This is a genomic window from Parafrankia soli (assembly GCF_001854695.1).
GTDB classification, from domain to species: domain Bacteria; phylum Actinomycetota; class Actinomycetes; order Frankiales; family Frankiaceae; genus Parafrankia; species Parafrankia soli.
The window spans coordinates 55,608-79,951 of the sequence record NZ_MAXA01000014.1; the positions used below are offsets into that span (position 1 = coordinate 55,608).

31 protein-coding genes and 2 pseudogenes are annotated in these 24,344 nt (G+C 70.5%); 19 read left to right on the forward strand and 14 right to left on the reverse strand.

Translation table 11 applies throughout. The features are described 5' to 3' along the window. Positions 1-155: 155 nt before the first annotated feature. From BBK14_RS03265 to BBK14_RS39465, 3 genes are all read left to right on the forward strand, one after another. Entirely contained in the window at positions 156-566 is a 411-nt protein-coding gene (locus BBK14_RS03265) for a YciI family protein (RefSeq protein ID WP_241831084.1), read from the forward strand. Further along, positions 563-1,792 carry an RNA polymerase sigma factor gene (locus tag BBK14_RS03270; RefSeq protein ID WP_071059732.1) on the forward strand — a complete coding sequence of 410 codons (1,230 nt, stop codon included), beginning with the start codon at positions 563-565 and terminating at the stop codon, positions 1,790-1,792. Before BBK14_RS03265 ends, BBK14_RS03270 begins: the two co-directional genes overlap by 4 nt. Positions 1,793-2,123: 331 nt before the next feature. Beyond that, on the forward strand, positions 2,124-2,288 hold the full coding sequence (locus tag BBK14_RS39465; protein ID WP_241831085.1) for a hypothetical protein: 165 nt from the start codon (positions 2,124-2,126) through the stop codon (positions 2,286-2,288). Positions 2,289-2,517: 229 nt separating this feature from the next. Here BBK14_RS39465 and BBK14_RS03275 read toward each other — a convergent pair whose 3' ends face one another. Next, complete coding sequence (locus BBK14_RS03275; RefSeq protein ID WP_071059733.1) at positions 2,518-3,141, reverse strand: CGNR zinc finger domain-containing protein; 624 nt, start codon at positions 3,139-3,141, stop codon at positions 2,518-2,520. A 166-nt stretch (positions 3,142-3,307) separates the two neighbouring features. On the opposite strand from BBK14_RS03275, the gene BBK14_RS03280 reads away from it, so the two are divergent. From BBK14_RS03280 to BBK14_RS03295, 4 genes are all read left to right on the forward strand, one after another. After that, positions 3,308-4,120, forward strand: coding sequence for an epoxide hydrolase family protein (locus BBK14_RS03280; protein WP_157904202.1), 813 nt, complete (start codon positions 3,308-3,310; stop codon positions 4,118-4,120). A gap of 125 nt (positions 4,121-4,245) precedes the next feature. Continuing rightward, positions 4,246-4,506: a toxin-antitoxin system HicB family antitoxin gene (locus BBK14_RS03285; RefSeq protein ID WP_071059735.1), complete on the forward strand. Its 261-nt coding sequence runs from the start codon at positions 4,246-4,248 to the stop codon at positions 4,504-4,506. After that, positions 4,503-4,814 (forward strand): MazF family transcriptional regulator, encoded by a 312-nt coding sequence (locus BBK14_RS03290; protein WP_071059736.1) that lies wholly within the window; start codon positions 4,503-4,505, stop codon positions 4,812-4,814. The genes BBK14_RS03285 and BBK14_RS03290 overlap by 4 nt, the downstream gene beginning before the upstream one ends. Positions 4,815-4,943: 129 nt before the next feature. Continuing rightward, positions 4,944-5,834 (forward strand): MerR family transcriptional regulator, encoded by an 891-nt coding sequence (locus BBK14_RS03295; RefSeq protein ID WP_071059737.1) that lies wholly within the window; start codon positions 4,944-4,946, stop codon positions 5,832-5,834. 60 nt (positions 5,835-5,894) lie between these two features. On the opposite strand, the gene BBK14_RS03300 is transcribed toward BBK14_RS03295, so the two are convergent. Then, complete coding sequence (locus BBK14_RS03300; protein ID WP_071059738.1) at positions 5,895-6,662, reverse strand: SDR family oxidoreductase; 768 nt, start codon at positions 6,660-6,662, stop codon at positions 5,895-5,897. 88 nt (positions 6,663-6,750) lie between these two features. Here BBK14_RS03300 and BBK14_RS03305 point away from each other — a divergent pair, with 88 nt between their 5' ends. Beyond that, positions 6,751-7,374: a TetR/AcrR family transcriptional regulator gene (locus tag BBK14_RS03305; protein ID WP_071059739.1), complete on the forward strand. Its 624-nt coding sequence runs from the start codon at positions 6,751-6,753 to the stop codon at positions 7,372-7,374. A gap of 138 nt (positions 7,375-7,512) precedes the next feature. Here BBK14_RS03305 and BBK14_RS03310 read toward each other — a convergent pair whose 3' ends face one another. Continuing rightward, positions 7,513-8,058, reverse strand: a complete 546-nt coding sequence (locus BBK14_RS03310; protein WP_241831086.1) for a dienelactone hydrolase family protein — start codon at positions 8,056-8,058, stop codon at positions 7,513-7,515. Between BBK14_RS03310 and BBK14_RS39470 the strand changes: the two genes are divergently transcribed. Together BBK14_RS39470 and BBK14_RS03320 are read left to right on the forward strand one after the other, a co-directional pair. Next, a complete protein-coding gene (locus tag BBK14_RS39470) occupies positions 8,050-9,009 on the forward strand; it encodes a hypothetical protein (RefSeq protein WP_241831087.1) in 960 nt (319 codons plus the stop codon). The two genes, BBK14_RS03310 and BBK14_RS39470, sit on opposite strands and share 9 nt — an antisense overlap. Positions 9,010-9,083: 74 nt before the next feature. Beyond that, the gene (locus BBK14_RS03320; RefSeq protein WP_241831088.1) at positions 9,084-10,466 is read left to right on the forward strand and encodes a phenylacetate--CoA ligase family protein; all 1,383 of its coding nucleotides are present in this window, start codon (positions 9,084-9,086) and stop codon (positions 10,464-10,466) included. Between the two features lie 198 nt (positions 10,467-10,664). Here BBK14_RS03320 and BBK14_RS03325 read toward each other — a convergent pair whose 3' ends face one another. Further along, positions 10,665-11,252, reverse strand: a complete 588-nt coding sequence (locus tag BBK14_RS03325) for a DJ-1/PfpI family protein (protein WP_071059741.1) — start codon at positions 11,250-11,252, stop codon at positions 10,665-10,667. 341 nt (positions 11,253-11,593) lie between these two features. Here BBK14_RS03325 and BBK14_RS36555 point away from each other — a divergent pair, with 341 nt between their 5' ends. From BBK14_RS36555 to BBK14_RS03335, 3 genes are all read left to right on the forward strand, one after another. Next, positions 11,594-11,887 carry a hypothetical protein gene (locus BBK14_RS36555; RefSeq protein WP_131802148.1) on the forward strand — a complete coding sequence of 98 codons (294 nt, stop codon included), beginning with the start codon at positions 11,594-11,596 and terminating at the stop codon, positions 11,885-11,887. A gap of 47 nt (positions 11,888-11,934) precedes the next feature. Further along, positions 11,935-12,720 (forward strand): dienelactone hydrolase family protein, encoded by a 786-nt coding sequence (locus tag BBK14_RS03330; protein WP_131802149.1) that lies wholly within the window; start codon positions 11,935-11,937, stop codon positions 12,718-12,720. A 342-nt stretch (positions 12,721-13,062) separates the two neighbouring features. Then, positions 13,063-13,800 (forward strand): GNAT family N-acetyltransferase, encoded by a 738-nt coding sequence (locus BBK14_RS03335; protein WP_071059742.1) that lies wholly within the window; start codon positions 13,063-13,065, stop codon positions 13,798-13,800. Between the two features lie 161 nt (positions 13,801-13,961). Here BBK14_RS03335 and BBK14_RS03340 read toward each other — a convergent pair whose 3' ends face one another. From BBK14_RS03340 to BBK14_RS03350, 3 genes are read right to left on the reverse strand one after another with little or no spacing between them, the layout of a single operon-like run. After that, complete coding sequence (locus BBK14_RS03340) at positions 13,962-14,156, reverse strand: hypothetical protein (RefSeq protein ID WP_071059743.1); 195 nt, start codon at positions 14,154-14,156, stop codon at positions 13,962-13,964. A gap of 17 nt (positions 14,157-14,173) precedes the next feature. Further along, positions 14,174-14,503, reverse strand: a complete 330-nt coding sequence (locus BBK14_RS03345; protein WP_071059744.1) for a LysR substrate-binding domain-containing protein — start codon at positions 14,501-14,503, stop codon at positions 14,174-14,176. 33 nt (positions 14,504-14,536) lie between these two features. Next, positions 14,537-15,469, reverse strand: coding sequence for a LysR family transcriptional regulator (locus tag BBK14_RS03350; RefSeq protein ID WP_071059745.1), 933 nt, complete (start codon positions 15,467-15,469; stop codon positions 14,537-14,539). A 58-nt stretch (positions 15,470-15,527) separates the two neighbouring features. Between BBK14_RS03350 and BBK14_RS03355 the strand changes: the two genes are divergently transcribed. After that, entirely contained in the window at positions 15,528-16,379 is an 852-nt protein-coding gene (locus tag BBK14_RS03355) for a siderophore-interacting protein (RefSeq protein ID WP_071059746.1), read from the forward strand. A 9-nt stretch (positions 16,380-16,388) separates the two neighbouring features. On the opposite strand, the gene BBK14_RS03360 is transcribed toward BBK14_RS03355, so the two are convergent. Both BBK14_RS03360 and BBK14_RS03365 read right to left on the reverse strand, forming a co-directional pair. Beyond that, the gene (locus tag BBK14_RS03360; protein WP_071059747.1) at positions 16,389-16,829 is read right to left on the reverse strand and encodes a cupin domain-containing protein; all 441 of its coding nucleotides are present in this window, start codon (positions 16,827-16,829) and stop codon (positions 16,389-16,391) included. A gap of 125 nt (positions 16,830-16,954) precedes the next feature. After that, entirely contained in the window at positions 16,955-17,599 is a 645-nt protein-coding gene (locus tag BBK14_RS03365; protein WP_071059748.1) for a TetR/AcrR family transcriptional regulator, read from the reverse strand. A gap of 94 nt (positions 17,600-17,693) precedes the next feature. Between BBK14_RS03365 and BBK14_RS03370 the strand changes: the two genes are divergently transcribed. Beyond that, a complete protein-coding gene (locus BBK14_RS03370; protein ID WP_071059749.1) occupies positions 17,694-18,587 on the forward strand; it encodes an NmrA/HSCARG family protein in 894 nt (297 codons plus the stop codon). Positions 18,588-18,630: 43 nt separating this feature from the next. On the opposite strand, the gene BBK14_RS03375 is transcribed toward BBK14_RS03370, so the two are convergent. After that, positions 18,631-19,023 carry a winged helix-turn-helix transcriptional regulator gene (locus BBK14_RS03375; protein WP_071059750.1) on the reverse strand — a complete coding sequence of 131 codons (393 nt, stop codon included), beginning with the start codon at positions 19,021-19,023 and terminating at the stop codon, positions 18,631-18,633. A 121-nt stretch (positions 19,024-19,144) separates the two neighbouring features. Here BBK14_RS03375 and BBK14_RS03380 point away from each other — a divergent pair, with 121 nt between their 5' ends. Then, a complete protein-coding gene (locus tag BBK14_RS03380) occupies positions 19,145-19,810 on the forward strand; it encodes an NADPH-dependent F420 reductase (protein ID WP_071059751.1) in 666 nt (221 codons plus the stop codon). A 16-nt stretch (positions 19,811-19,826) separates the two neighbouring features. Here BBK14_RS03380 and BBK14_RS03385 read toward each other — a convergent pair whose 3' ends face one another. Then, positions 19,827-20,153, reverse strand: coding sequence for an antibiotic biosynthesis monooxygenase family protein (locus BBK14_RS03385; protein ID WP_071059752.1), 327 nt, complete (start codon positions 20,151-20,153; stop codon positions 19,827-19,829). A gap of 53 nt (positions 20,154-20,206) precedes the next feature. Continuing rightward, positions 20,207-21,295 (reverse strand): epoxide hydrolase family protein, encoded by a 1,089-nt coding sequence (locus BBK14_RS03390; protein WP_071059753.1) that lies wholly within the window; start codon positions 21,293-21,295, stop codon positions 20,207-20,209. Positions 21,296-21,371: 76 nt separating this feature from the next. On the opposite strand from BBK14_RS03390, the pseudogene BBK14_RS41165 reads away from it, so the two are divergent. Then, positions 21,372-21,671: pseudogene (locus BBK14_RS41165) on the forward strand (MarR family winged helix-turn-helix transcriptional regulator); the annotation flags it as partial. Here BBK14_RS41165 and BBK14_RS41560 read toward each other — a convergent pair. After that, positions 21,627-22,076, reverse strand: a pseudogene (locus BBK14_RS41560) (alpha/beta fold hydrolase); the annotation flags it as partial. The pseudogenes BBK14_RS41165 and BBK14_RS41560 sit on opposite strands and share 45 nt — an antisense overlap. Before the next feature lie 201 nt (positions 22,077-22,277). Here BBK14_RS41560 and BBK14_RS03400 point away from each other — a divergent pair. Then, positions 22,278-22,715: a PPOX class F420-dependent oxidoreductase gene (locus BBK14_RS03400; protein WP_071059755.1), complete on the forward strand. Its 438-nt coding sequence runs from the start codon at positions 22,278-22,280 to the stop codon at positions 22,713-22,715. Positions 22,716-22,791: 76 nt separating this feature from the next. Beyond that, the gene (locus tag BBK14_RS03405; RefSeq protein WP_020464051.1) at positions 22,792-23,445 is read left to right on the forward strand and encodes a dihydrofolate reductase family protein; all 654 of its coding nucleotides are present in this window, start codon (positions 22,792-22,794) and stop codon (positions 23,443-23,445) included. Between the two features lie 25 nt (positions 23,446-23,470). Here BBK14_RS03405 and BBK14_RS03410 read toward each other — a convergent pair whose 3' ends face one another. Further along, a complete protein-coding gene (locus BBK14_RS03410; protein ID WP_071059756.1) occupies positions 23,471-24,268 on the reverse strand; it encodes a class I SAM-dependent methyltransferase in 798 nt (265 codons plus the stop codon). Positions 24,269-24,344: the final 76 nt, after the last annotated feature.

Sequence of the window (24,344 nt, forward strand, 5' to 3'; positions counted from 1 at the left end):
CTCCTGAACGTGGGCGGCTCGCCTGTCGCGGCCGCATGCCAGGTGGTCGTCGCCGACACGCCCCGCGCGACAACGACGGCGGAGATTCCTGGCTGCCGTGGTGGAGATTCCTGGCTGCGTAGTGTCGCGGGAGCACTGTCGGCGACGACCACCTGGTGAGCCGCCGCGCGGGTGGCTGCTTCGCCAAGGAGGAGACCGTGAAGTATCTGATCATCATGCAGGTCGACCCGGCTGTGCTGGAACAGCTCACCGACGACCAGCAGCGGCAGATCCAGGAGGGACACGGCGCGTTCATCGCCGCCACCAAGGAGCGCGGTGAGTTCATCGCGGCTCAGGCCCTCGCCGACCCCAGCCAGTCGAAGGTCGTTCGCAGCTCCGGGGGCCAGCCCGAGGTGACGGACGGACCATTCGTCGAGAGCAAGGAGTTCATGGGCGGCTTCTATCTCCTCGACGTCGAGGACGAGGCCCGGGCGGTGGAGCTGGCCCGGCAGATACCCGATGCCAACATCCCCGGCCTCGCCCTCGAGCTTCGGCCGGTGATGTTCGCCGACCTCGGAGCGGGATGATCCCAGCCGAACCCGTCGGCGAGGGCCGGTGGCGCGAGCTCGCGCGACAGGCCCTCGCCCGGTTGCTGCGCAGCTATGGCAGCGCCCAGTTCGACCTGTGCGAGGACGCCGTCCAGGATGCGCTCCTGCAGGCGTACCAACAGTGGCCGGCGCGGTTCCCCGACGACCCGCTGGGCTGGCTGATCGCGACCGCCCGCCGCCGGTATGCCGACCGCGCCCGCAGTGACGCCCGGCGCCGACACCGCGAGACCCGCGCCGCGTTGTTGCAGCCCCCGGTGGCGCCGGAGGCCGTCCAGCGGGACGACTCGCTGCTGGTGCTGCAGCTGTGCTGCCACCCCGACCTGCCACGCTCCGGACAGGTCGCACTGACCCTCCGGGCGGTCGCCGGGCTGACCACCGCCCAGATCGCCAACGTCTACCAGGTCCCCGAACGCACCATCGCCCAGCGGATCACCCGGGCCAAGCGTCGCCTCTGCGAGCTCGGCCGGCCGCTACCGCCACCCGGGCAGGCAGACGAGTGCGTCACCGCCGTCCTCGACGTGCTCTACGTGATGTTCGCTGAGGCGCACCACACAACCGCCGGCGCGCCTCCCCGCGACGCGGATCTCGCCGTCGAAGCGATTCACCTGACCCGGCTCCTTCGTCGCAGCGTCCCCGAGTCCACCGAGGTCACCGGGCTTCTCGCGCTGATGCTGCTCACCGAGGCCCGCCACCCGGCCCGGGTGGGGCCGGACGGGCGTCTCACGTCGCTCGACGAGCAGGACCGCGCGTTGTGGGACCGGGAGCTGATCGACGAAGGGATCAGGCTCGTCGAACAGGCCACCCCGGGTGCCGAACCCGGCCCTTACCTGCTCCAGGCCTGCATCGCGGCTCTGCACGCCGAAGCCCCCGACATCGCGACAACCGACTGGGACGAGATCCTCGCGCTCTACCGGCTCCTCGAGATCGTGACCGGTCATCGGAACCCCACGATCACCCTCAACCGGATCGTCGCGCAGGCCATGGTCGACGGCATCGACGTCGCCCTCGCCCGGATCGACGCGCTGGAAGCCGACCACCCCGGCCTTCCCCGTCTCAACGCCGTACGCGCCCACCTCCTGGAGCAGGCCGACAGACCGGACGACGCGGCCAGGGCCTACCGGCGAGCCATCGCCGCCACGGTCAATCTCGCGGAGCAACACCACCTCAGGCACCGCCTACGCCGCCTGTCTGGCGCACACGCGTGACGCATGGACCACCCAGGGACTCCGCAGGTGTCTGTGCGGCCGCGTTGGTGTTCGGGTCCATCCTGCCCAACCTGGATTTCAGCGACGACACATGACCGACGGTCGACACCTCTCTGGCAGCAGGCCAGACCCCGTCGATCGTGCACATGGTGGGTTGCCTCAGCGCCGACCACGGGCGGGCACAGGCGAACCGGCTCCGGCATCCCGAGCCGGTGTACGTGCAGTCCGGCAGTCACGCGGAGAAGACCGCCGAACGCAATCCCGCCAAGCAGGTGCGCTACCTCGACTTCAAGCCCGACGTCTCCACCGTCACCAACTTCGCCCTCGGGCTGTGGCACATGTTCACATCGGCTGGGCCCCGGACGGGGGGTTTCGGATCTCGTTCCGTTTCCACGACGGCACCCTGCTCGCCACCGTCCAGAACGGACGGCTCACGACGGGACCAGTCGACGGCGACGTGTCCGCATTCCAGAGCCTGCTGGCCTGCCTGAGCTGAGCCGCGGAAAATCACCCGCCCCGCGGTGATCAACCGCGATATTCCTGTCCATCCTCGCCACCGACATCCTGACGATCAGCAATGGTCGGATCAGCTCCGTCTGGTGTTCTTCGACGAGCGGAGCACGTTGCTCGGCCTCGGGGTGCTCGTCCCGGGAAAACACTGGATCCGGCCAGGCAGCCCGGCCCGCCAGGGCCTCGGTGTCCGTCGGCTGACGTGACCGTGGGGGTCAGCCCGGTCGAGCAGCGGAGTCGGTGTCGGTGTCGGTGGGGGCTCCGCTGACGCGCTGCCGGTAGCGGCGGGTCTTGACCCGGTTGCCGCAGACGGCGGTCGCGCACCAGCGCCCGGTCCGGGGCTTCGATCCGTCATAGAAGACAACCCGGCAGTCCGGCGCCGCGCACATCTTCACGCGCTGCCAGGTGCCGTCCGCCGTTGCCAGGACCGCGACAGCCGCGAGCCGCGCCAGCGCCCGGGCGACCTCGCTGCCTCCTGCGGGCTCGAGTTCGACGCCACCCGGGCCCACCCGGACCCGCAGCGTGAGGCGATTGGCCACGTCGCCCAGATCGACAGTCTCCGGCGACGATCGCCCAGTCCGCTGGTTGGCCGCCGCGGCTTCGCGCAGCGTTGCGCGCAGGCGCAGTGCGTCCGCGAACTCGGCCTGACCCGCGGACGCCCCTTCCCCCGCCAGGCCGTGAGCGGTGAGCCAGCGGCTCAGTGCCTCGGGAGCCGTGAACTGCTCGTGTGGATGGTGGGCACCGAAGGTCCGCTCGTCCACGGAGTTGAGGAACGCCCCCAGTACACGCAGCGATGGCGGCGCATCGTAGTGCGCCGACCAGGCGTCCGCGGGGTCCATGTCCTCACCAGTGAACCACCCACCAGCAAGCGACACCATTAAACTGTATAACTAGTGTCACCGTGACAGGGTGGCGATCTGAGGGTCGCCACGTGGAAGGGATCGGGCAGGGCAGATGCAGACTGGAGAGCGGGCCGGACGGACATCGGGCGTGGCGGYCGGACGGGTGACGCCGTTTCGGATCAACACGCCGGACGACACACTGGAGCAGATCCGCCAGCGACTCACCGCATTCGATCCAGTGACCCTGCCGAGGCGGCCTGGCTGGCGGTGCGGCACCGACCCGACGGCGCTCGAGGAACTCACGCGGTACTGGCTCACCGACTACGACTGGCGCCGCCACGAGCGCGAGCTCAACGCCTTCGAGCAGTTCACCGCCGCCGTCGACGGTGTCGAGGTGCACCTTCTACACGAGCCCGGTTCCGGAACCGCGCCCCCGACGGTGCTGCTGCTGCACGGATGGCCGACCTCGTTCGCAACGTTCCGCGCGGTCATCAGCAGGCTCGCGCATCCGGAAACCGCCGGCGGCGATCCGGAGGACGGGCTGACCGTCGTTGTCCCGTCGCTGCCCGGCTACGGCTTCTCCCCGCCCACCTCGGCCCCGATCGGCGTCCGGTCTGCCGGGCACCTCTTTCACAGGCTGCTGACCGAGGTCCTCGGGGAGGCCAGGTACTACGTCCACGGCGGGGACCAGGGTGCGCCGATCGCCGAGTGGATGGCTTTCGACCATCCGGACCACTGCTCCGGGCTACACACCACTCTCCTCGGCGTCCGCCACGACGGAGCGCCGCTGGGAAGCGGCCTGACCGGCGTCGAGGATCCAACGGCGGACGAGATCCTGTTCGTTCAGCGGGAACACAACCTGACGTGCTTCACCGAACCGCCCCGCGGTGGGCACTTCCCGAGTCTGGAGGCTCCCGACGTCTTCGCGGCAGACCTCGCCGGGTTCATCCGGGCGACGGAAAGCAGCACCACATGATCCGCTGACCGCCCCCGCCCCCGCCCCGCGAGTTTCAGTGGCCGATGTCCACTCGTCGCGGCACTGCGGCCACGCGTTCCAGCCTGCCACAGGTTCTGCTATCAGATCTTGCTAGCATCTTGTGCATGACGCGGACGATCACGCTTCGGCTTTCGGACGAGGCCTACGAAGCGGTCAAGCGGTATGCCGAGGCCGAGGACACTTCGATGAACGCCTGGGTCGAGGGCGTGCTCGACGCCGAGGACATGCGCCGACGCTGTGCCGCCCACGCCACCTGGGTGCGGGCGAGCCCGACAGTCGCCCGCGCGGCCCTCGCCTTCGGTGAGGCCAACCAGCAGGCACTCAGGACGGCCGGGCTGCCCAACCTGGCGGGCACCGCCGAATGAGATCGCCGCGGCGCGGCGAGATCTGGACCACCCGCACCGGGCCGACCCCCCAGGCGGTGCTGGTCATCAGCTCCACGGTCTACAACGAGATCGTCGATGAGCCGACCGTGCTGGTCGCACTGGTGGTGGAACATGCCACCGACGAGGGATTCTGCGTCAGGCTCGGCGAGGGCCAGTGGGCTGTGATGGGCCTGGTCACGTTTGTGGCCAAGGCCGCTCTGGATGAGTGCCTGCGCCGGGTCGACGTCCAGACGCTCACCAACGCCGACACCATGCTTTTCAAGATCCTGGCCGCGCCCGAACGCTGACGTCTCACTCGCTCTTTCCGAAGGATGCGGAGTCCGGCGACCGCGCGTGGACGCTCGCCGTCGCCCGGGGGCCGCGGCCGGGTGGAGGCGGTTGACTCTCCAGTAGGTGGAGACCCGAGGATCGGCTCCATGATGATCGGCCAGCTCGCGGCGAGCACCGGACTGCCGGTACGGACGTTGCGGTTCTACGCCGATGCCGGGGTGTTGCCCGCGCGGGAACGCACGGCGTCGGGCTACCGGCTGTTCGGGCCCGATGCCGTGGCCCGGGCGCGACTCATCCGCACCCTGCGCGAGCTCGGCGTCGGCCTGGACGACATCAAGCGGGTGCTCAGCGCCGAGACATCGCTGGATGAGGTGGCCGCCGAGCACGTACGCGCCCTCGACGCCCAGATCCGCGTGCTGCGGCTGCAGCGCGCGGTGCTGCGCGCCTTCATCGGATCCACCGACCCCGAGGAGCTGCGACGGATGACCGACCTGACGAAGCTGACAGCCGAGCAACGCCGCCGGATCGTCGACGACTATCTCGACGCCGTCTTCGGCGACAACCCCAGCACTGTCGCCGACAGGCTGGCCATGGGCGCGCCCGAGCTCCCCGAGGACCCGACCCCGGAACAGGTCGCGGCCTGGGTGGAGATCGCCGAGCTGCTGCGCGACCCCGACTTCGTCGCCACCAGCCGCCGGATGGCCGAGCGCGCCCGCGCCGAAGGGCCGGAGCCGGATGTGGCGCAGTTCGAGGTCGGCAAGGCTGTCGGCGAACTCGCCGGACCCGCCGCCCGGGCCGGGGTCGACCCCGCTTCCGCTGACGCCCTGGCTGTGATCGAGCGCCTCGACGCCCTCAGCCCGGGCCCCGCGGAGGACCGCGCGCGCAGGGCCGAGCGCATAGAGGCCTTCACCGACCGCCGGGTCGGCCGTTACTGGACCCTCGTCGGCATCATCAACGGCTGGGCTCCCAGCCAGGCGCCCGAGGACATCGTCGACACCTGGGAGTGGTACGCCCGGGCGCTGCGCGCCCACGCCTGACATCCCGCGTTCCCAGCTCCCGCGCCCGAGCGGCCGTCCGGAGCGGGGGTGGCGTGGGCGTCAGAGCTTCGCCCCGCCGGTGGCGTCGATGACCTGGCCGGTGATCCAGCGGGCATCGTCGGAAGCGATGAACGCCACCACGTCGGCGATGTCGGCGGTTTGCCCGATCCGGTCGAGGGCGGAGAACGAGCTCCACAGCGCGACCTGCTCGGGATCGTTCCGCAGCCACATCGCATTGCTGTCCGCGTCGACGATGCCGGGCGAGACCGCGTTGACCGTGATCCCACGCGCGCCGAGCCCCTTCGCCAGACTGTGGCTCAGCGTGTTCAGCGCGCCCTTGCTCATCGCGTACGTCAGCATCTCCGGGGCGGCGATCCGGGTGACTCCCGAGGAGATGTTGATGATCCGCCCACCGGTACGCAGCCGCGGCAGCGCTTCCTGGATGACGAAGAAGGGCGCCCGGACGTTGACCGCGAAGACACGGTCGAACTCCGCCACGTCGGTGCCGACGAGGTCGCTGGAGGACGAGATACCGGCGTTGTTGACCAGTATGTCCACCCCGGGCTCCACGTGGATCTCGGCCAGCCCGGCGTCGAAAGCCGCCCAGAGGGCGCACGCGGCGTCGGGCGCCTCGAGGTCGGCCCTGACGGTGAAGGCCCGGCCGCCCGCCTCGACGATGCGCAGGACCGTCTCCTTCGCCGCGGCCTCGTCCCTGCCGTAGTGCACGGCGACCAGGGCACCGTCGGCCGCCAGGCGTTGCGCGATCGTCCGCCCGATACCCCGGCTGGCCCCCGTGACCAGCGCGGTCCTGCCGTCGAGACGTGCCATCGCGTTCCCCTCTTCCGTCGCGGGTTAGATCTTTAACGATCATTAAAGATCTCGGAGGGAACTTTAGCGATCGCTATAGAATGCGTCAATGGCGACGGCAGACTCCCCCCGCCCCGGCAGACGCCGCACGTTCGACCGGGCGCGGGCGCTCGAGCTGGCGATGTTCGAGTTCTGGCAGCGCGGGTTCGACGCCGTCTCCATGGCGGAGCTCACCGCGCGGATGGGCATCGCCGCGCCGAGCCTGTACGCGGCCTTCGGGGACAAGCGCGCCCTGTTCCGCGAGGTGGTCGACACGTACACCGGCTCCTACGGCGCCTTTTTCGACAGGGCGCTGGCGGCGGAGGAGACGGTGGGCCGCGGGGTCCACCGCGCGCTGCGGGCCGCGGCGATCGAGTACACCCGGCCCGATCGCCCGCGCGGATGTCTCATCCTGAGCGCCGCGGTGAACTGCGGCACCGCGTCGGCCGACGTCGAGGCGCTGCTGCGGGAGCGTCGGGAGGCAAACACCGCGGCATTGCGCGAGCAGATCGCGGCCGACATCGCCGCCGGGGTGCTGCCCGTCGCGACCCGCGCCGACGCGCTCGCCCGGTACGTGGGCGCCGTGCTACAGGGCATGTCGCAACAGGCACGCGACGGCGCCGACGCGACGGACCTGCTCGCCGTCGTCGACGTGGCGCGGGCCGCGTGGCAGGCGGAGACGGCCACGCCCTGACGCCGAGCTCACCCCCCCGGTCCGGCCGCCTCAGGCTCGGCGAGGGTCAGTGGGCAGTGATGGGCCTGGCCATGCCCGAACACTGACGTCCCACTCGCTCTTTCCGACAAGTGGACTCAGGGTTCGCGCGGCTCCCGGCTACCGGGAGAGCAGCGCGAGGACTCTTTTCATGGCATCGTCCCGGGCCGCCTGGTCGAAGGCCGGGGTGTCGGGCCAGAAGAAGGCGTGCTGGACCTCCGGATAGACCACGACCTCGTGCCGGACCCCGGCGGTGCGCAGTGCCGAGGAAATCTTTTCGACCTGATCCGAGTCGATCAGAAAATCTTTTTCTCCGACGACGAACAGCAACTCTCCGCTGATTCCCCGGGTCAGCTCCAGCGTGGCCGCGGCGAGATAGGCCAGATACCCACCGGCGCTGAAACCAACCACCGCGGCCTCGCGGACCGCGTACCGATCGGTGAGCGCCGAGACGGCGGCCCGCACATCGGCGACCGCCCCGGCCCCGGTCATGTCGTGGAGCAGGGCGAAACCCTCGGTGCGCCCGGCGTCGTCACGGGAAAGAAACCGCCCCGCCTCGGCGTCCCGATGGTAGAACTCCGGCGCTGTCACCAGGTGTCCCGCGGCCGCGATCTCGTCCACGACCGAACGGATCTCGGGGGTCACACCGAACAACTCGTGCGCCACGATCACACCGACCGGGGAGAAATCGCCGGCCGGCCGAGCGCAGTACACGGCCATTGTGGTTCCGTCTTCCACCGGTATCTCGATCCACTGCCCGATAACGTTCATGCGGACCAGTCTTCAGCGCTCTCCCGAGGGCAGCTCCAGCTCGGTGGCGCGCTCGGCTACGCGACCGTCGCGCTCCTGCTGGTGCTGGCCGCGTCCTGGCGCACGAAGGCGCTGACCACGACGCGCGGCGCCGTGGCCGCCCGGGTGGTCGCCGACGGGCTCACCGCGTCCGCCGCGGCGCTGAGCCTGGGCTACGGCTGGAAGTTGGCGCTGGCGCTGTACATGCCGGGCGGGATCAACGAGAACGGCTTCAACACTGACGGGCAGTTCGTCTACTTCATGCTCAACGACTTCGGCCCGTTCATCGGCTATCTCGGAGTCGTCGTGGCCGCCGGCGCGGTCGCCTGGCTGAGCCTGCGCGACCGCCTCGTGTCGCGGTGGCTGGGTCTGGTCAGCCTGATCCCGCCGGTCGCGGTGCTGTTCATGTCAGGTGCTGTCGATCGCCGGCTTCCCGGGCATCGTCGGGCCGATCTGGCTGATCGTCGCGTTCGCCGGGCTCAGCCTCGGCAGGCACGGGATCCTGGGCACCGCCAAGGCCTAGCGCGATTCCCGACAGGTACTCCGATCCGGATCCCAGAGTCGCCACTGACTCGGAAGCGGGTACCGGGTCGCCGATCGCGGTCGCGTCACGGCAGTACGCCGCCGGTTGGCTGGCAGGTCCAGCAAGCCGGCGGCGCGCTCGTGTTCGCGGTCAGGGCATCACGGCGCTGGCGGCATCTCGGCGAGGACGTCCGCCGCGGCGGACAGACCGAGACGGGTAGCGGCCGGCCTGGACGAAGGCCAGGGCCTGGGCCGTGTGCTGGGGCTGTGGCTGGCGGGCTGGGCGATCCGTCACCATTGCCCTGACGGTGTCGGCCGCTGGCTCACTGCCGCCGCTTCGCGGCTGGCGTGACCGCTGGCCCGTGGCCGACACTGTGTGCGTGCCCCGGGAGGACCCCAAGGCGGCCTACCAGCGTCTGCGCGCAGCGCACCTGAGCGCTGTGCAGGCCGCGATCGAGGACCATGTGGCGCGGCTGGCGTGGCCGCGCCAGCGAATCGAGCGTTACCGCACCGAACGACTCCGGTCGTTGCTGGGGTTCGCGCGCGAACGCTCGCCGTTCCACGCGGCCCGGATGGCCGACATCGACCCGGCCACGGCGACGGTCGACGACCTCGCACGGCTGCCAGCCATGGTCAAGCAGGATATTCAGAATGAATGGGACAGGATCGTCACCACGCCCGATATCGACCGTGCGGGCGCCGAGCGGGTGTTGGCCCAGCAGGGCTGGTTCTCCTACACACCCGCGGGACTCCAGGTATTCAGCTCGGGCGGCTCAAGTGGTGTGCGCGGCGTTTACGTATGGGACTGGGAGCAGTTCGTCACGCTCGCCTGTCTCGCCTGGCGATGGCAGGCGCGTGGCGAGCGCGCTTCCGGCTCGGCCGGCCGCCCGGTGCGACTGGCCGTGGTGGAGGCCGGCGAGCCGCCACACGCCAGCACGCCGTTGTTCGACGTCGCGACCGGGCCGTCGACGCAGACCGTCGTGATCCCGGCGGCGGCGCCGTTCGATCAGGTGCTGCGCGCCCTGGCGGACGCGCGGCCGACCCATCTCGTGGGCTACGCCTCGGTGATCGGCCGCCTCGCCCGGGCCGCGATCATGGGAGAGCTCGATATCCGGCCGGTTCGGGTGAGCACCAACTCCGAGCCGCTCAGCGCACAGGACCGCCACGCGATCGACACCGCCTGGGGCGCCCCCGTCCACAACCTGTGGGGCTCGACCGAGATCGGCGTCCAGGCAGTCGGCTGCGGCCACGGCGACGGCCTTCACATCTGCGAGGACGAGGTGATCCTCGAGCGGGTCGATGCGGCCGGGCGCTCGGTCGCTCCCGATGAGCCGGCGGCACGCACGCTCGCGACCGGGCTCGCGGGGCGCACATTCCCGTTTGTTCGCTATGACCTCGGTGACGAGATCACGCTGCTGCCCGGCCGCTGCGCATGTGGCAGTTCGATGCCGCGCGTCGCCGACATCGTCGGTCGGCGTGACGACGACTTCCGCTACGGGCGGCGAATGGTCCCGGCGAGCGCATTCCGGTACGTGCTGGGTACCGACCCGCTGATCTCGGAGTATCAGGTGCGTCAGACCGCGGGCGGGGCGGACGTGCTCGTGGTCGGGTCACCCGACGCCGCCGTGGTAGCCGCGGCGCTGGCCTTCTCGCTACGGCCGTATGGACTTACGAATCCCGACATCAGCGTAAGCGTCGTCGAGCAGATCCCCCGGCACGCCTCGACAGGCAAGCTCAAGCGGTTCATCGCGCTGAGTGGCTAGCCGCTTTACACCTCGACGTCAAGATCGGTATCAGGGTGAATCCTGCGGATATGCGCACAGCGGCACCGGCATGCCCGGGGTGGCCAACGGGTCGTCGGTCAGCAGCTCGTCCGCTTCGGTGCGTGCGTATCCACCGACTCTCGTTCCCTGCCTGCCCCAGCATCGTGAACGTCCAGCCCGACAGCACGACGGGCCGGATCAGATCGGCGGTCGCGGGTCGTACTGGATGCCGCGCCGAACCTGTCGTGCGCGCTCGACGTCCTGGAGACGCACCACGAGGTGCAGTGCCATGTCGATGCCCGCGCTGACACCTGCCGAAGTGACCATGTCGCCGTCGTCGACGAAACGGTCGTCGGGACGGGCCGTGAGCGTCGGGTCGAGCTCGCGCAGCAGATCGAGCGATCCCCAGTGGGTCGTCGCCGGTCGCCCCGCCAGCAACCCGGCTCGCGCGTACACCAGCGAGCCGGTACACACGCTGGCCATGAGCGGCACCTGCGCACGTTGCCGGCGCACCCAGTCGAGCTGCCCCTCGTCGTCCAGGTGGGCGCGGGTGCCCCGCCCACCGGGATAGATCAGCACGTCGAGCGGCGGAGACGTCTCGTACGAGTACTCGGGGTGGACGACGAGTCCCTTGGCGGCCCTGACCGGCGTGCCGTCTCGGGAGAGCGCGGTGACCCGCCAGCCGTCGTCAGGAAACCGGCGGGCCCAGAACGAGAGCACTTCCCACGGCCCGACCGCGTCGAGTTCCTCAAAGCCGTCGAACAGCAGAATCCCGATGGTTTTCACACGCCCACCTTCACAGGTCCGGGCCCTGACTCCGACCCCGCGTTCACCTCGGCTATCGCGGCGGGACCGCTCCAGAGTCCGGCAGAGGCAGCACGAGGGCCGCCCGCGTCAGCCCGGTGGCTGATACCTGCACTGCCCGTGCTGCAGTGGAGGAAACCCCACCGAGAAGGTTCCTTCAACCCCACCGCTAAGACACCAGGAGACCGGCGGTCGCAAAGAGTCGACGACGCCTAACTTCATGCACCGTGACGTCTAACAACAGTCGACATGCGCAGTTCCGGTGGTCGAACCGTCCGAGGGCTGGCTTCTTGGCCGTGTCCGGAATAATGACCGCCGCGCTCATGGTTGCTGGGACCTCCGTGGCCCCGGCACTCGCCGCCGACCGGCACGATTACATCAGTACACCAGACCACGGTGACGAATCCGGACGCGGCGCCGGGTGGCGTGGCGAGCTGGTGTCGTGGGCGCCCCTCGCCACGCTGACTGATCGGGCCGACGTCGATGCCTTTCTTCGCGAGGAGAGTTTCGATGCGGGCACCGACCGGTACGGGGTCAGCACCTATCAACTGGTGTATCGGACGGTCGACCCCGTCGGGGCGCCGACCACGGCGAGTGGCCTGCTGGCCGTCCCCTGAATGACCGGAAATGGCTACAGCCGGTTTCCTTCGCGCACGGCACGCAGATGTTCAGGGACGACGCGCCCTCCACGTCGTCCGACGGATTTCTCACCGCCCCACCTGTGACCTTCGCGTCCGCCGGTTTCGCCGCGGTGGCCCCCGACTACCTCGGTCTCGGCGAAGGGCCGGGACCGCACCCGTGGATGGATGTCCCGTCAGAGACCACGGCCTCCCTCGACCTGCTGCGGGCCGCCCGTGCCTTCCTGGCCGACAGGGGCAGGCAGCTCCGACGTGACGTGCTGGCCACCGGCTTCTCGCAGGGCGCGTCCGCTGCGCTGGGACTGGGCCGGGCCCTGCAGGGCGGTGCGGACCCATGGTTCCAGCTGGGCGGCCTCGCGCCGATCAGCGGCGCCTACGCCTTCCAGAATGCGGAGATCCCCGCCGCGCTCAACGGGGAACTGCACCCGAAGTTCACCGTTGTCTACATGACGTACCTGCTTGTCGCGTTCAACCGGCTTCACCACATCTATGATGYGCCGAACGAGATCTTCCAACCCCGCTACGTCGACGTCTCCGAACTGTTCGACGGCACGCACCCAGGAATTGAGGTTCTCAACGACCTGCCCGACACCCTGTCCGAGCTGCTGACACCGCAGGGCTTCGCCATGCTGGCCCATCCCACCGGCGCGTTCGCGACCGCGCTGGCGGAACTCGACAGCATCTGTTCGGACTGGACTCCGACCGCTCCCACACGGCTGTATCTCAGCCCCGGCGACGAACAGCCGCCAACGCCAATTCCACGCACTGTCGCGACCGTTTCGCCGCACGAGGAATTCAGGTCCCCATCGTGAACGTGGGCGTCGACCGCGACTACAGCGGCTTCGTCCATGAGGGATCCGAGCTGCTCGGCACGGCTGCGGTGGCCCGCTGGTTTCTAACACTGCGCTGACCTTGGAGCGCGGGGGCCGACGTCGGCAGCGGCCGTCGCGACAGGACCCAGGACCGCCGGGAGGCAAGGTGGTTCAGGCGGCGCCCAGACCATGGGGCGCCGCCAATCGTTACGGTCCGCGGAACAGACCCGCCGAACCGCGCCGGACGGGTGCGGCGCAGGCATAGTCGACACCGGCGGTGGGTGCGGCCTCGACGTCCGCGCAAGGACCTGCCACGCATGGAATCCGAGGGAGAACGGGCACGTGCCGAACACAGACGTAGGGCTACCGGGTCAGGAGACCCTGCTCGCGAGCTGGGAAGCGCTGGCACGGACGTCGTCCGGAGCTCGACTGATCCGGTCGTCAGAAGTAGCCGCCGCCATGTTCCCCGCGTGGGCGCCGCTGAACAACGCGATCGTGTCGACCGGCGATGCCAGCGTTCCCACGGCTTCCGTCATCTCCGGGCTACGCGGCATGTACAGGGAGGCTGGCGTCGCCACCTGGGCGTTGTGGATGCCCAGCCGGACGACGGACCTGAACGCGCCCGACCACCCGCGCACGCTCGACGGATTCCAACGCGACACGACGACGCTCGTCATGCGGGCGGATCTCCGGCCCGGGCTGGGCCGGCACGACAGCGTCATGCGGGCCTCGCTCGCCGCCGCCACCCGGGCCGGTGACGAGCCGGTCCCGGTTGCCGAACTGGGCGAGCCGGAGAGCGTCCCGGGCCTGACGGCCTGGGTGCTGGTGCGGGATGACTTCGCTGTCGCCAGCGCCTGGAGCTTCCTACACGGCACCGACTGCGGGATCTACGCTGTCGGCACGGTGCCGGCCTGGCGACGGCGCGGCCTGGCGACCACGTTGCTGCGGCACATACTCGCCGTCGCCGAACAGGATGGCGCGCGGACCGCGACCTTGCAGTCCACGCGCATGGCCCGGAGTCTCTACGAGTCGCTGGGCTTCACCGCCGAGGGCCGCTACGAAGAGTGGATCTCGCAGTAGGCCGTCGAAGGCGGAACCCGCGTGCGCGTCACGGTATCTGCGGCGGCCCTGCTACGGGGGGTCGAGCGCGAGCGCCTGCCGGATGGTGTCGCGCGCGCGGCCGCGAAGCCACCGATGCGGCCCGTCGGCCTCGTAGCGGGGATGCCACGCCTGCGCGATCGTCAGGGTGGGCAGGTCGAATTGCGGCGGGGCGATCGCCGAGAAGCCGCGGTCTGGACCTCTTCGGGTGTCACCTGGCCGAGCAGGCCGGTGAAGACCGTGAACAGCCGCTGTTCGTCGCGGGTGTGGCCGGCGAGCAGTTCGACGTCCCGGCTGGCGCCGGCCGCCGCGGCCTGCCGCGGCAAGATCCTGGCCACGCCCGAACGCTGACATCTCACTCGTTCTTTCCGATATCCGTGGCAAGCGCGGACCGTTCCGTCCCACTCGTCGCCGTGATCACGTCCTGGCAGGCGTCGACGAAGTCGGTGACGATCTGGCGCCGATCGTCGCGGCGCCAGATCAGCGCAAGCTGGCTGCGGGGGGCGTCGATGAGCGGACGGGTGACGACCCCGGCGCGGTGGAGCAGCGGCGCGTTGCCCGCGGCGAGCAGGACGATGCCGATGCCTCCCACCAGGGCCTCGTAGGTCTCTTCCGCGCTGCGCACGACCGCGCCGATCCGTGGTGGCGCCGGGAGCAGGGCGCGACGGGCGAAGCCGCGGATCAACCGACTGCGGTTCTAAGGTTAGCGGGCGGCCTGTTACGGGGGATCGAGCGCGAGCGCGTGCCGGATGGTGTCGCGCACGTGGCCGCGAAGCCAGCGATGCGGCGCGTCGGCCTCATTGCGGGGATGCCACGCCTGCGCGATCGTCAGGATGGGCAGGTCGAGGCCGATGTCGAGAGCCACCAGGCCGAAGCTGGTGAGCAGACCGCGGCCGAGCCGGGCGGGCACCAGGCCGACCAGGTCGCTGCCGGCGACGAGCAGCAGCGCGGCGGAGTGGGACGGAACTGAGACCGCGACCGTCCGGCGCAGACCGCGCGCGGCGAGGGCCTCGTCCAGCGGGCCCGCGAAGCGTCCCCGGCGGGACACCGTGACGTGCCGGGCGGCGGCGAGGCGTTCCGGCGTCAGGCGACCCCGGGCCAGCGGATGCCCGGCGCGGACGACGGCAAGGGCCTGCTCCTCACCCAGGACCTCGATGTGGATTTCCGGCGAGGTCGAGTCGATGTCACCGATCTCCAGGTCGGCGGTCCCGTCGCGGAGGGGGTCGTCGGTCGCGGACGGCTCGGGGAGGAACCGCACCCGCGCGCCCGGGGCGTCCCGGGTCAGCCGGTCGAGCAGATCGACGCCGATCGCGGTGGTCAGCGCGTCGCTGGCCAGGATGGTGAACGTCCTGGTCAGGGTGACCAGGACGGGTTCCCGAACCGGGGTGAACACCGCGTGGGCCCGTTCCACCAGGGCATGCACCTCGACCTGGACGGCCAGCGCCCGCGGGGTGGGCACCATCCGATGGCCGGCGCGCACGAGGACCGGGTCGTCCATCGCCCGCCGTATGCGCCCCAGCGCGCGGCTGACCGCGGACTCGGTCAGCAGCAGCCGCCGCGCGGCGCCGCTGACGCTCCGCTCCTCGAGCAGGGCGTCGAGGGCCACCAGCAGGTTGAGGTCCAGCGAGGCCACGGATTGCATGCGATGCATCTTGCCATTGAGTAAGTTTCATTTGAGTACTGATCGTTTGCTGCCTACGCTCGCCCTCGTGACCGATGACTCCCCGACCGACTCCCCGGCCCATCCCCGGCGGGGACCACTCGCGCTGCTGGACCGGGTGTTGCTGCGCGCGCGGGTCGACAGCGTCGACGCGCTGGCCCGGCGCACCCGCCGGATCGTGCTGGCCGGCCCCGCGCTCGCCGGTCTCACCTGGACGCCGGGCCAGAACGTGACCCTGTTCCCCCAGGACCCGACCCGACTGAACAGCTGGCGGCAGGGGCCCCGCGACATCAAGCGCAGCTACTCGGTCTGGGAGTACCACCCCGCCGGACGGCTGACGTTGGCCGTGTACGACCACGGCGGCGACTCCCCCGGCGCGGCGTGGGCCCGCGGCGTCGCGCCGGGAGACGAAGCGATCATCACGAAGCCGGACGGACGCCTCGTCGCGCGGTCCGACGCGAGCTTCCACCTGTTCGTCGGTGACGACACCGCGGCGGTTCCCTTCGGCGCGATCCTGCGCGGCCTGCCTGCTTCCGCCCAGGTCCGCGGTGTGTTCGAGTGCGACGGCCCGGCGGACGCGCTGCTCTTGCCCCGGGCCGGGGACCTCGCCTGGAGTTACCGCCACGGCGCCCCGGCCGCCGGCTCCCCGCTGCTGCCGGCGGCGCTCGCCGACCTCGACCTGCCCGATCCGCGGGACCCCGTCACCAGCACCAGCACCAGCATCGACATCGGGTCCGGGTCCGGGTCCGATGGCCGCACGGGCCGGCCCGTCGCCTACGTCGCCGGGGAGGCCCGGACCTGCCAGGCCGTCCGCCGCCACCTGGTGAGTGAGCGGGGCTGGGAGCGCCGCCAGGTCATCGTCCAGCCGTTCTGGACCCCGGGCAAACGCGGCATGGACTGACCCGGCCACTCACGATCCGGCGTCCACCTCGGGCGGCGGGGCGGCTCCGGGGTCTGGCAGAGGCGGCGCGAGGACCGTCCGGTGACGCGCCATCAGTTCCCGGGTAAGCGCCTCGCCGGGCAGCGAACCCGTCCTGGCGGCGTGCTCCGCGACCTCGTCGAAATAGTCCTCGTAACCACTGGGCGTGAGGATGGCGATATAGCGCGCCGGCTCGTCGAAGGGATTCCCGAAGCCGTGTGCCAGCCGTCGACCGGCGAACACCGTCTCGCCCGCGACGGCGGTGTGGAACCCGTTCCCGACGCGGAACCGCAGCCGCCCCTCGACGAGCACGAATGTCTCGTCGTGGCCCTCGTGAACGTGCGGGAGCGGTCCGGGCTGCCGCGGGCCCATCCGCCCCTCCAGCACGGTGAGCCGGCCGAGGGTGTCGCCAGCGGCGACCTTGACGAGCATCGACCAGTTCGGCAGGTCGATACGACGGCCCTCGTCGCGACCGCGCGCGAAGCCTTGAACCGGTTGTGGCCCGGCTGAAGGCGATTCGTCTGGCGTAGGGGCGTTGGGCGTATGGGCGTTGAATGTCACGGCGCCGTCACCTCAGGAGACGGCTGGCCGTGGCCGTGGCCGTCGCGATCAGAAGCCGATGTCGGTGCCAGCTGTGGATCCTGCGCTCCGGCCAGCCCGCGGATCATCATTGAGAACAGTCGCTCCGCCCGGCCCGACGGGTCGGACGACTGCTCGCTCGCCCACGCGATCGCGGCGACGAGCGCGAGCAGGTCGTCGATGGTGATGTCGCCGCGCACGGCCCCGGTCCGCGCCGCACGTTCGAGCAGCCCGGCGCCGGCGGCACGCATGGCCGCGCACGAGCCGTGCAACGCCGAGCTCTCATCCTCGAGGGCCGCCAGGATCGAGGCGGGCAGGCCCTGGTAGACGGCGGAGCCGGCGGTGACCTCCCCCAGCCATGTGAGCAGCGCGTCACGGGGACGCGGCGCGGCGAGCAGGCTCTCGGCCCGCGCGCGCAGCCCGTCGAAGCCGCGGCCCAGCAACGCCTCCAGCAACGCCTCGCGGGTCGGGAAGTGGCGGTAGAGCGTGCCGATGCCGACACCGGCGCGGCGCGCGATGTCCCGTAGCGAGGCGTCGATGCCGTGCTCGGCGAACACGTCCCGGGCGACGTCAAGGATCAGTTCGTAGTTGCGGCGAGCGTCCGCGCGCGGCGAGTCGGCCAACCGGCTCCTCCATCATTGACATGCGGAGCACCGCTCCGTATGTTTCGGAGCACCGCTCCGGAAGATGACCTGAACCTAACAGAAGGGGCTCCGCATGCCGACGCCCGATCGGACCATCCTCGTCACCGGGGCCACCGGCCAGCAGGGCGGGGCCACCGCGCGACGTCTTCTGGCCGACGGATGGCGGGTGCGTGCGCTGGTTCGCGACCCCGCCGGGCCGGCGGCGCGGCGGCTCGCCCTCGACGGTGCCGAACTGGTGACCGGCGACCTGGACAACCGGGACACGCTGGCCGCCGCCACCGAGGGCGTGTACGGGGTGTTCAGTGTTCAGCCGGCAAGCCACGCCCCCCATTTCGTCGAGGGCGAAGAAAGGTACGGCGTCAACGTCGCCGACGCGGCCAGGGACGCCGGGGTCCGGCACCTCGTCTACACCTCCGCGGCCGGTACCGATCGAAACCCGGACGGCCCCGCGGCCTCGAAGGCGCGGATCGAGCGCCACATCCGGGAGCTCGGCCTTCCCGCCACCGTGCTGCGTCCCGTCATGTTCGCGGAGAACCACACCGACCCGGTCTTCGGCGTCACCGGCCAGGCCTCGCTGGTCCGGATGATCCCGACGGGGGTGACGGTTCAGCTCATCGCCGTCACCGACATCGGAGCGTTCGCCGCCCTCGCCTTCGCGGATCCGGCCCGCTATGTGGGTGCGGCGCTGGAGCTGGCTGGCGATGAGTTGACCCGCGAACACCTGATCACCGCGATCAGCCGCGCGACCGGGCGCGACCTTCAGCTGGATCCRCTCCCCCGGGAGACTCTCGTCCAGCTCGGGGTCGACGTCGACGGCCTCGAGCGGGAGAAGTCCTTCAACGGCTGGCAGGCCGACATTCCCGCACTGCGGCGACTGCACCCGGGGCTGATGGACTTCGAGACGTGGCTGGTGAGGGAAGGCGCGGCCAGATTCGCCGCGCTGTTCGCCGAACCGGCGAGCCGCTGACACGCCCGGTTCCCGGGGCGTACCCGCATCCGCCGCTCCGGTTTCAGTCAGCGCCGGTACGCCCCTGGAGCTCCGCCGATCCGTCCTGCGCGTCCTGTAGTTCCTCGCCATGCTCGGTGATCCAGTTTCCGAGCGCTTCCATCGGACCGTCCACCAGGCTCTGCCCGAGTGGAGTCAGCGCATATTCGACCCGCGGCGGGGCCTGCGCGAACGCACGGCGGGCCACCAGACCGTAGGCGCCGAGCCGGCGTAGCGATTCGGTGAGGACCTTGTCGCTCATACCGCCGATCGCGACGCGCAGCTCGCGGCGCCGGCACGGCCCCGCGCGAAGAGCCACCAGCACGACCGGGTCCCAGATGTGGATGAACAGGTCGGTCACCGCCCGGATACGGCAGTCTGCCACCAGGTCCTCGCAGTGACGTCCCTGATCGCTCATCCCGGCCATCGTCGCAGGTCTCGCGTGCACCGATTGGTGCGTAACGGCCGCCTTACGGTCTCGGTCCGAGGCGATCGCGTCGAACGCGGTCGACGCGCACAAGCACGCACGAGGAGGAACCATGCGGATCGGGATTCTGGGCACCGGGGCGCTGGCCGAGGGGTTGGGGCGGGCCTGGGTCCAGGCCGGGCACGAGGTGGTGATCGGCGGTCGATCGCGCGCCAAGGCGGATGCGCTCGCGGAACGCCTGGGCGCGACGGCGCGGGCGGCCGCACCACGCGCGGCTGTCGCCGAGCGCGACGCGGTACTGCTGGCCGTGCTGTGGACCGGTGTCGAGGATGTCCTGCGCAGCGCGGGCGCGAACGAGGGAACGCTGGCGGGGGTTCCGTTGATCGACCCGACGAACGCGGTCGAGCACGGCGTCGGCGTCCTGCTCACCGAGCAGGGCGACTCGGCCGCGGCCCGGATCGCCGCGGCGGCTCCTGGAGCGCAGGTCGTGAAGGCGTTCCACCTTTATCCCGCCGCCCAGTGGGCACGACCGCCGGCCGACGGCGCCGGTGCGGACACATCAGCGCCCACAGTGGCGATCTGCGGCGATGACGAGGCGGCGCTGCGGGTCGTGAGCGATCTCGTCCGGGACGTCGGCGGCGTACCGGCCACGCTGGGAACGCTGGTCCGCGCACGTCAGCTCGAGGAGGTCGCAGGCTTCGTCATCGGGCTGGCGTTCGCGGGCTTTGATCCGGCTTCGGCCATCCCCCGTGTACCGACGGGAACAGTGTCCGCCTAGCCGAAGACGGAAACGGTCAGCCGGCCGAGCCGCCGGCGATCGTGTAGCTCCACAGCTCGCTGTGCACGCCAACCGGCCTGGGCGCCTCGCCGCCGGCGCGTTCCGCCTCCGAGCGGTGCCCGTGGGCGAAGGCCGGCGAGCTGACCCACGCCTGGAACGACTCCTCGTCACGCCAGCGGGTCACCACGAGCCACACGGTGCGGTCGTCGGTCGGCTTGAGCAACTCGAAGCCCTCGAAGCCGTCACGGTCGTCGATGGCGCCGGCACGCGCGGCGAAACGACGGGCCAGTTCGTCGCCGCTGTCGGGCTCGACGGTGATGGCATTGATCTTGATGACGGTCACGGTGCCCCGGCTTCCCCAATTGGTGGTCGCGCGATCCGCTGATGCTATCGGCCTCACCGGCCCTGGAAGAACGCGCGGATGTCGGCGGCGAGCAGCTCGGGCACCTCAAGTCCCGCGAAGTGACCGCCACGGTCGGCCTCCGTCCACCGGGCGATCGGCATCCGCCGCTCGGCATACGGCCGGATCGGGCGGGTGATGTCCTCGGGCAGGACGAGGACGCCCACCGGTTGGACGGTCCGCCACGACCGCGGGCCGCCGGTCTCCCGGTGCAGGCGCGGCGCCGTCCCGGCGGTGCCGGTCAACCAGAACAGCGTCACGTTCGTGAGCACCCGGTCGGGACTGATCGGGAAGTCCCGGGCCGCCCACATCGTCATCGGGTCGAGCAGCCAGGCGAGCAGCCCGACCGGCGAGTCGTTGAGGGCGTACGCCGGGGTCTGCGGCCGGGTGCCGTTGACCAGCCGAACCGCCGGCTGGTCGCGCAGGTAGGCCTCGGTCTGGGCGAGCCGCTCCTGGTCCCCCGGTGTCAGCCGGGTGCGGTCCGGGTCGCCCGGCAGCCGCGGTGTCGGAAGATAGTTGAGGTGTATTCCGACGACGTGGTCGGCGTCGTGCTGTGACAGGGCCCGGGACACCGACGCCCCCCAGTCACCGCCCTGCGCGCCGTAACGGTGGTATCCCAGGCCGCGCATCAGCTCCGCCCAGGCACGTGCCACCCGATCGACGTCCCAGCCGCGCTCGCGCGTCGGGCCGGAGAAGCCCCACCCCGGAATCGACGGGACGACCAGGTGGAAGTCCGCCGAAAGCGGCCCGATCACATCGAGAAACTCCACGATGGACCCCGGCCAGCCGTGGGTCAGCACCAGTGGGAGCGCGTCCGGCCGCGGGCTGCGCACGTGGAGGAAGTGGATCCGCTGGCCGTCGATCTCGGTGACGAACTGCGGATGACTGTTCAGCTCGGCTTCCGCCGCACGCCAGTCGTAACGGTGGCGCCAGTGGTCGGCCAGTTCCCTGACTCTGGTCAGCGGCACGCCGAACTCGTCTCCGACGCCCGGTAGTTCGTCGGGCCAGCGGGTGCGGTCGAGGCGTGCGTGCAGGTCGTCGAGGTCGGCCTGCGGTACGGCGACGCGGAAGGGTTCGATCTTCATCGTTAGTCTCCCTAACGTTAGTAACACTAACGTTAGGTCGTTGGTGTCACTAACGCAAGCCCCTAGGATGCGGTCCATGCCGGAACGCGACCGCCACGGGCCGACCAACCCGTCCGCCGTCCCCGCGCGCCTGCGGTCACTGGCCAGCCGGCTCCTCGGCCGCGGCACGGTGCACGCGGAACGGATCTCGAACGCCCGTCTCGCTGCGGCGGGGGCGACGCGGTGGCAGTACGCGACGCTGGTCACGCTCCGCGACAGCGGCCCGGCAAGTCAGGCCGCGCTCAGCGAGCGCACCGGCATCCACCGCAGTGACATGGTGGCCGTGCTGAGCGGCCTGACCGAGACGGCGTACGTGCAACGCGCCCCCGACCCCGCCGACCGACGCCGCAACATCGTCACTCTGACCCCGGCCGGACGGTCCTGGCTGCACACTCTGGACCAGCTCGTCGACGAGACCCAGGACGAACTGCTCGCCCCGCTCACCCCGGCCGAACGCGCGGAGCTGGTCCGCCTCCTGCAGCGCATAGACGATCACCACTCGGCACACTGAACAGATCGTGTACGCCGAGACATCGGCCGGACCACCCGTACGCCCGTAGCCGCGTTGGTCCGGGGCGACGGCGTGGAAGCCCGCGTCGGCGAGCGCGGTGAGCTGGTGCCGCCACGAGTACGACGACTCGGGAAAGCCGTGTAAAAGAATGACCAGCGGCCCGGAACCGGCCTCGGCGATGTGCATGCGCAGGTGGCCCACGGTGATTGAGCGGCGCGTGATGTCAGCCATGACAGCATTATTCGCAGATTGATCAATAATGCCACAGGCGGCCACTGGTATGGCAGGCCGCGAGCGGGCAGGCTCGAACAGGACGACCACAAACGGCGCGGACGACCAGCCCAGACAGCCTGGGCCGCTGAACGGACGGGATAGGTTGGACGGCCGCCGGCACGGCGCCCGACGCCGGTGCGCAAGAGAGGAAATCGACCCGTGAGCATTCTGCCGCAGGAACTGAGGGACCTCATCGAGTCCGGCCCGATGGCCCACCTGACCACCATCAACGCCGACGGCAGCCCGCAGGTGACGGTCATCTGGATCGGCCTGGACGGCGACGCGATCGTCACCGGGCACATGTCGAAACAGGTGAAGCTACGCAACATCGAGCGTGACCCGCGGGTCGTGTTGTCCTTCGACGCCCCGCGGGTGCCGGGCGCCTTCCTGAACCAGTACGCCGTGGTACGGGCACGGGCGACGGTCACGCCGAGCGATGACACCTGGGACCTGCTCAACCGCCTGGCGAAGGTCTACATCTCGCCGGACGCCGAGTTCCCGGCGCCGCGGGGCCCGGGATTCATCGTGCGCTACGCCGTGGAGCGCGTCAGTGGTGTCGGCCCATGGGTACCCGCGGCCGGCTCGGCCACCCACTGATCAGCCATCCGAACGCCGCGCTGACGACCGTCGCGTCGTCGCGACCGCGCATTTTACGAGAGCAGGAGGTCGGCCCGTGTCTCGTGTACGAGTCCACAACTTCTCCGTCTCTCTCGACGGTTATGGCACCGGCGAGGGGCAGAGCCTCGAAAGGCCGTTCGGTCACGCCGAGGGGCGGTTGCACGACTGGTTCTTCCACACCAGGTCGTTCCGCGCGATGCACGGCGAGGACGGCGGAGACACCGGGGTGGACGACGCGCTTGCCGGAGCATGGGAGCCGGGCATCGGCGCCGAGATCATGGGGCGGAACAAGTTCGGGCCGCAGCGCGGCCCCTGGGAGGACCACGAATGGACGGGGTGGTGGGGCGAGGATCCCCCGTTCCACACGCCGGTCTTCGTCCTGACCCACCACCCCCGCCCGCCGTTGGTGATGAAAGGGGGCACGACGTTCCACTTCATCGACGCCACCCCGCAGGAGGCACTCCGCCAGGCACGGGAGGCCGCCGGCGGCCTCGACGTCCGGATCGGTGGCGGGCCGACCATGGTCCGCGACTTCCTGGCAGCGGATCTGATCGACCACCTGCACGTGGCCGTCGTCCCGATCCTCCTCGGCCGCGGGGTGCGGCTGTGGGAGGGCCTCGAGGAGATGGAGAAGCGCTTCACCGTCGAATCCACGACGACCCCCAGCGGCATCACCCACGTGACCTTTACCCGACCCGCCGATCAATGATGAAACGCGGCCCAGGGTAATTGACTTATCTTGCGCGAGCCGGCGTCCCGGGAGACTGGCTCTCGAAGATCAGGCAAGGCGTACGGATTCTGGCTGGCCGGGCCTCGGCCGGGTTCGGGAGACCGCGAAGAGCGTCCAGCGCGGGTTCGACGATCGTGGACCATTTCGACGCGGGGACGTCCCAGAAGGTCGACCATGTCCGGAGCTCGATCTGCCGGGCGGCTTCCAGCGGGGTCGAGGGACGTCCCGCGCCGGTGAGGGTGAGGTCGGCGACCAGGCGCAGGCCGGCCTGCTCGGCGAGCCGGGTGACGGTGTCGGGCGCGTCGCGACGGGACGCGCCGTCGGCAAGCGTGGCCTGCATTGCTTGGATGATCTCGGAGATGTCCGATCCGTCGGGCGCCCCGGCCCCGACGAAACCGAACCGGCCGCCCGGGCGCAGCACCCGGACGACCTCGGCCAGCACTGCGGGCTGATCGCCGACGAGGTGCAGCACGTGCACCGCGGCACAGGCGTCCACGGTGCCTGAGCGGAGTGGGATCGCTGTCGCGTCAGCGCGCAGGATCCGGCCGGGCAGCCGTCCCGCGGCGCGGGCGAGCATCCGCTCGGAGAGATCCACTCCGGCCACGGACCAGCCGAGTTCGACGAAGGCGGCGGAGACGAGACCGGTACCGACGCCGATCTCCAGCAGCCGCGCGCGTTCCGGGGGCGTCTCGCCGAGCAGGTGCGGAGCGAGCGCGGCGGCGACGGTCCGGCCACGTTCCGCCCCGCCCCGCGTCTCGTCGTAGCGGTCCGCCATACGGTCAAAGTTCACGGACTCCGGCACGGTCCAAGGCTAATCCCGCACCACGACACCCCGCCGTCGCAGGCCGCCGCCCAGCGCGGACGCGCCGAGGTGAGCG

Coding starts and splice junctions, on each gene's coding strand:
- BBK14_RS03270 (WP_071059732.1), top strand. CDS start 563: ATGATCCCAGCCGAACCCGTCGGCGAGGGCCGGTGGCGCGAGCTCGCG.
- BBK14_RS03275 (WP_071059733.1), bottom strand. CDS start 3,141: ATGGACCCCGCGGACGCCTGGTCGGCGCACTACGATGCGCCGCCATCG.
- BBK14_RS03285 (WP_071059735.1), top strand. CDS start 4,246: ATGACGCGGACGATCACGCTTCGGCTTTCGGACGAGGCCTACGAAGCG.
- BBK14_RS03290 (WP_071059736.1), top strand. CDS start 4,503: ATGAGATCGCCGCGGCGCGGCGAGATCTGGACCACCCGCACCGGGCCG.
- BBK14_RS03295 (WP_071059737.1), top strand. CDS start 4,944: ATGATGATCGGCCAGCTCGCGGCGAGCACCGGACTGCCGGTACGGACG.
- BBK14_RS03300 (WP_071059738.1), bottom strand. CDS start 6,662: ATGGCACGTCTCGACGGCAGGACCGCGCTGGTCACGGGGGCCAGCCGG.
- BBK14_RS03305 (WP_071059739.1), top strand. CDS start 6,751: ATGGCGACGGCAGACTCCCCCCGCCCCGGCAGACGCCGCACGTTCGAC.
- BBK14_RS36555 (WP_131802148.1), top strand. CDS start 11,594: ATGGTTGCTGGGACCTCCGTGGCCCCGGCACTCGCCGCCGACCGGCAC.
- BBK14_RS03350 (WP_071059745.1), bottom strand. CDS start 15,469: ATGCATCGCATGCAATCCGTGGCCTCGCTGGACCTCAACCTGCTGGTG.
- BBK14_RS03360 (WP_071059747.1), bottom strand. CDS start 16,829: ATGCTCGTCAAGGTCGCCGCTGGCGACACCCTCGGCCGGCTCACCGTG.
- BBK14_RS03375 (WP_071059750.1), bottom strand. CDS start 19,023: ATGAGCGATCAGGGACGTCACTGCGAGGACCTGGTGGCAGACTGCCGT.
- BBK14_RS03380 (WP_071059751.1), top strand. CDS start 19,145: ATGCGGATCGGGATTCTGGGCACCGGGGCGCTGGCCGAGGGGTTGGGG.
- BBK14_RS03390 (WP_071059753.1), bottom strand. CDS start 21,295: ATGAAGATCGAACCCTTCCGCGTCGCCGTACCGCAGGCCGACCTCGAC.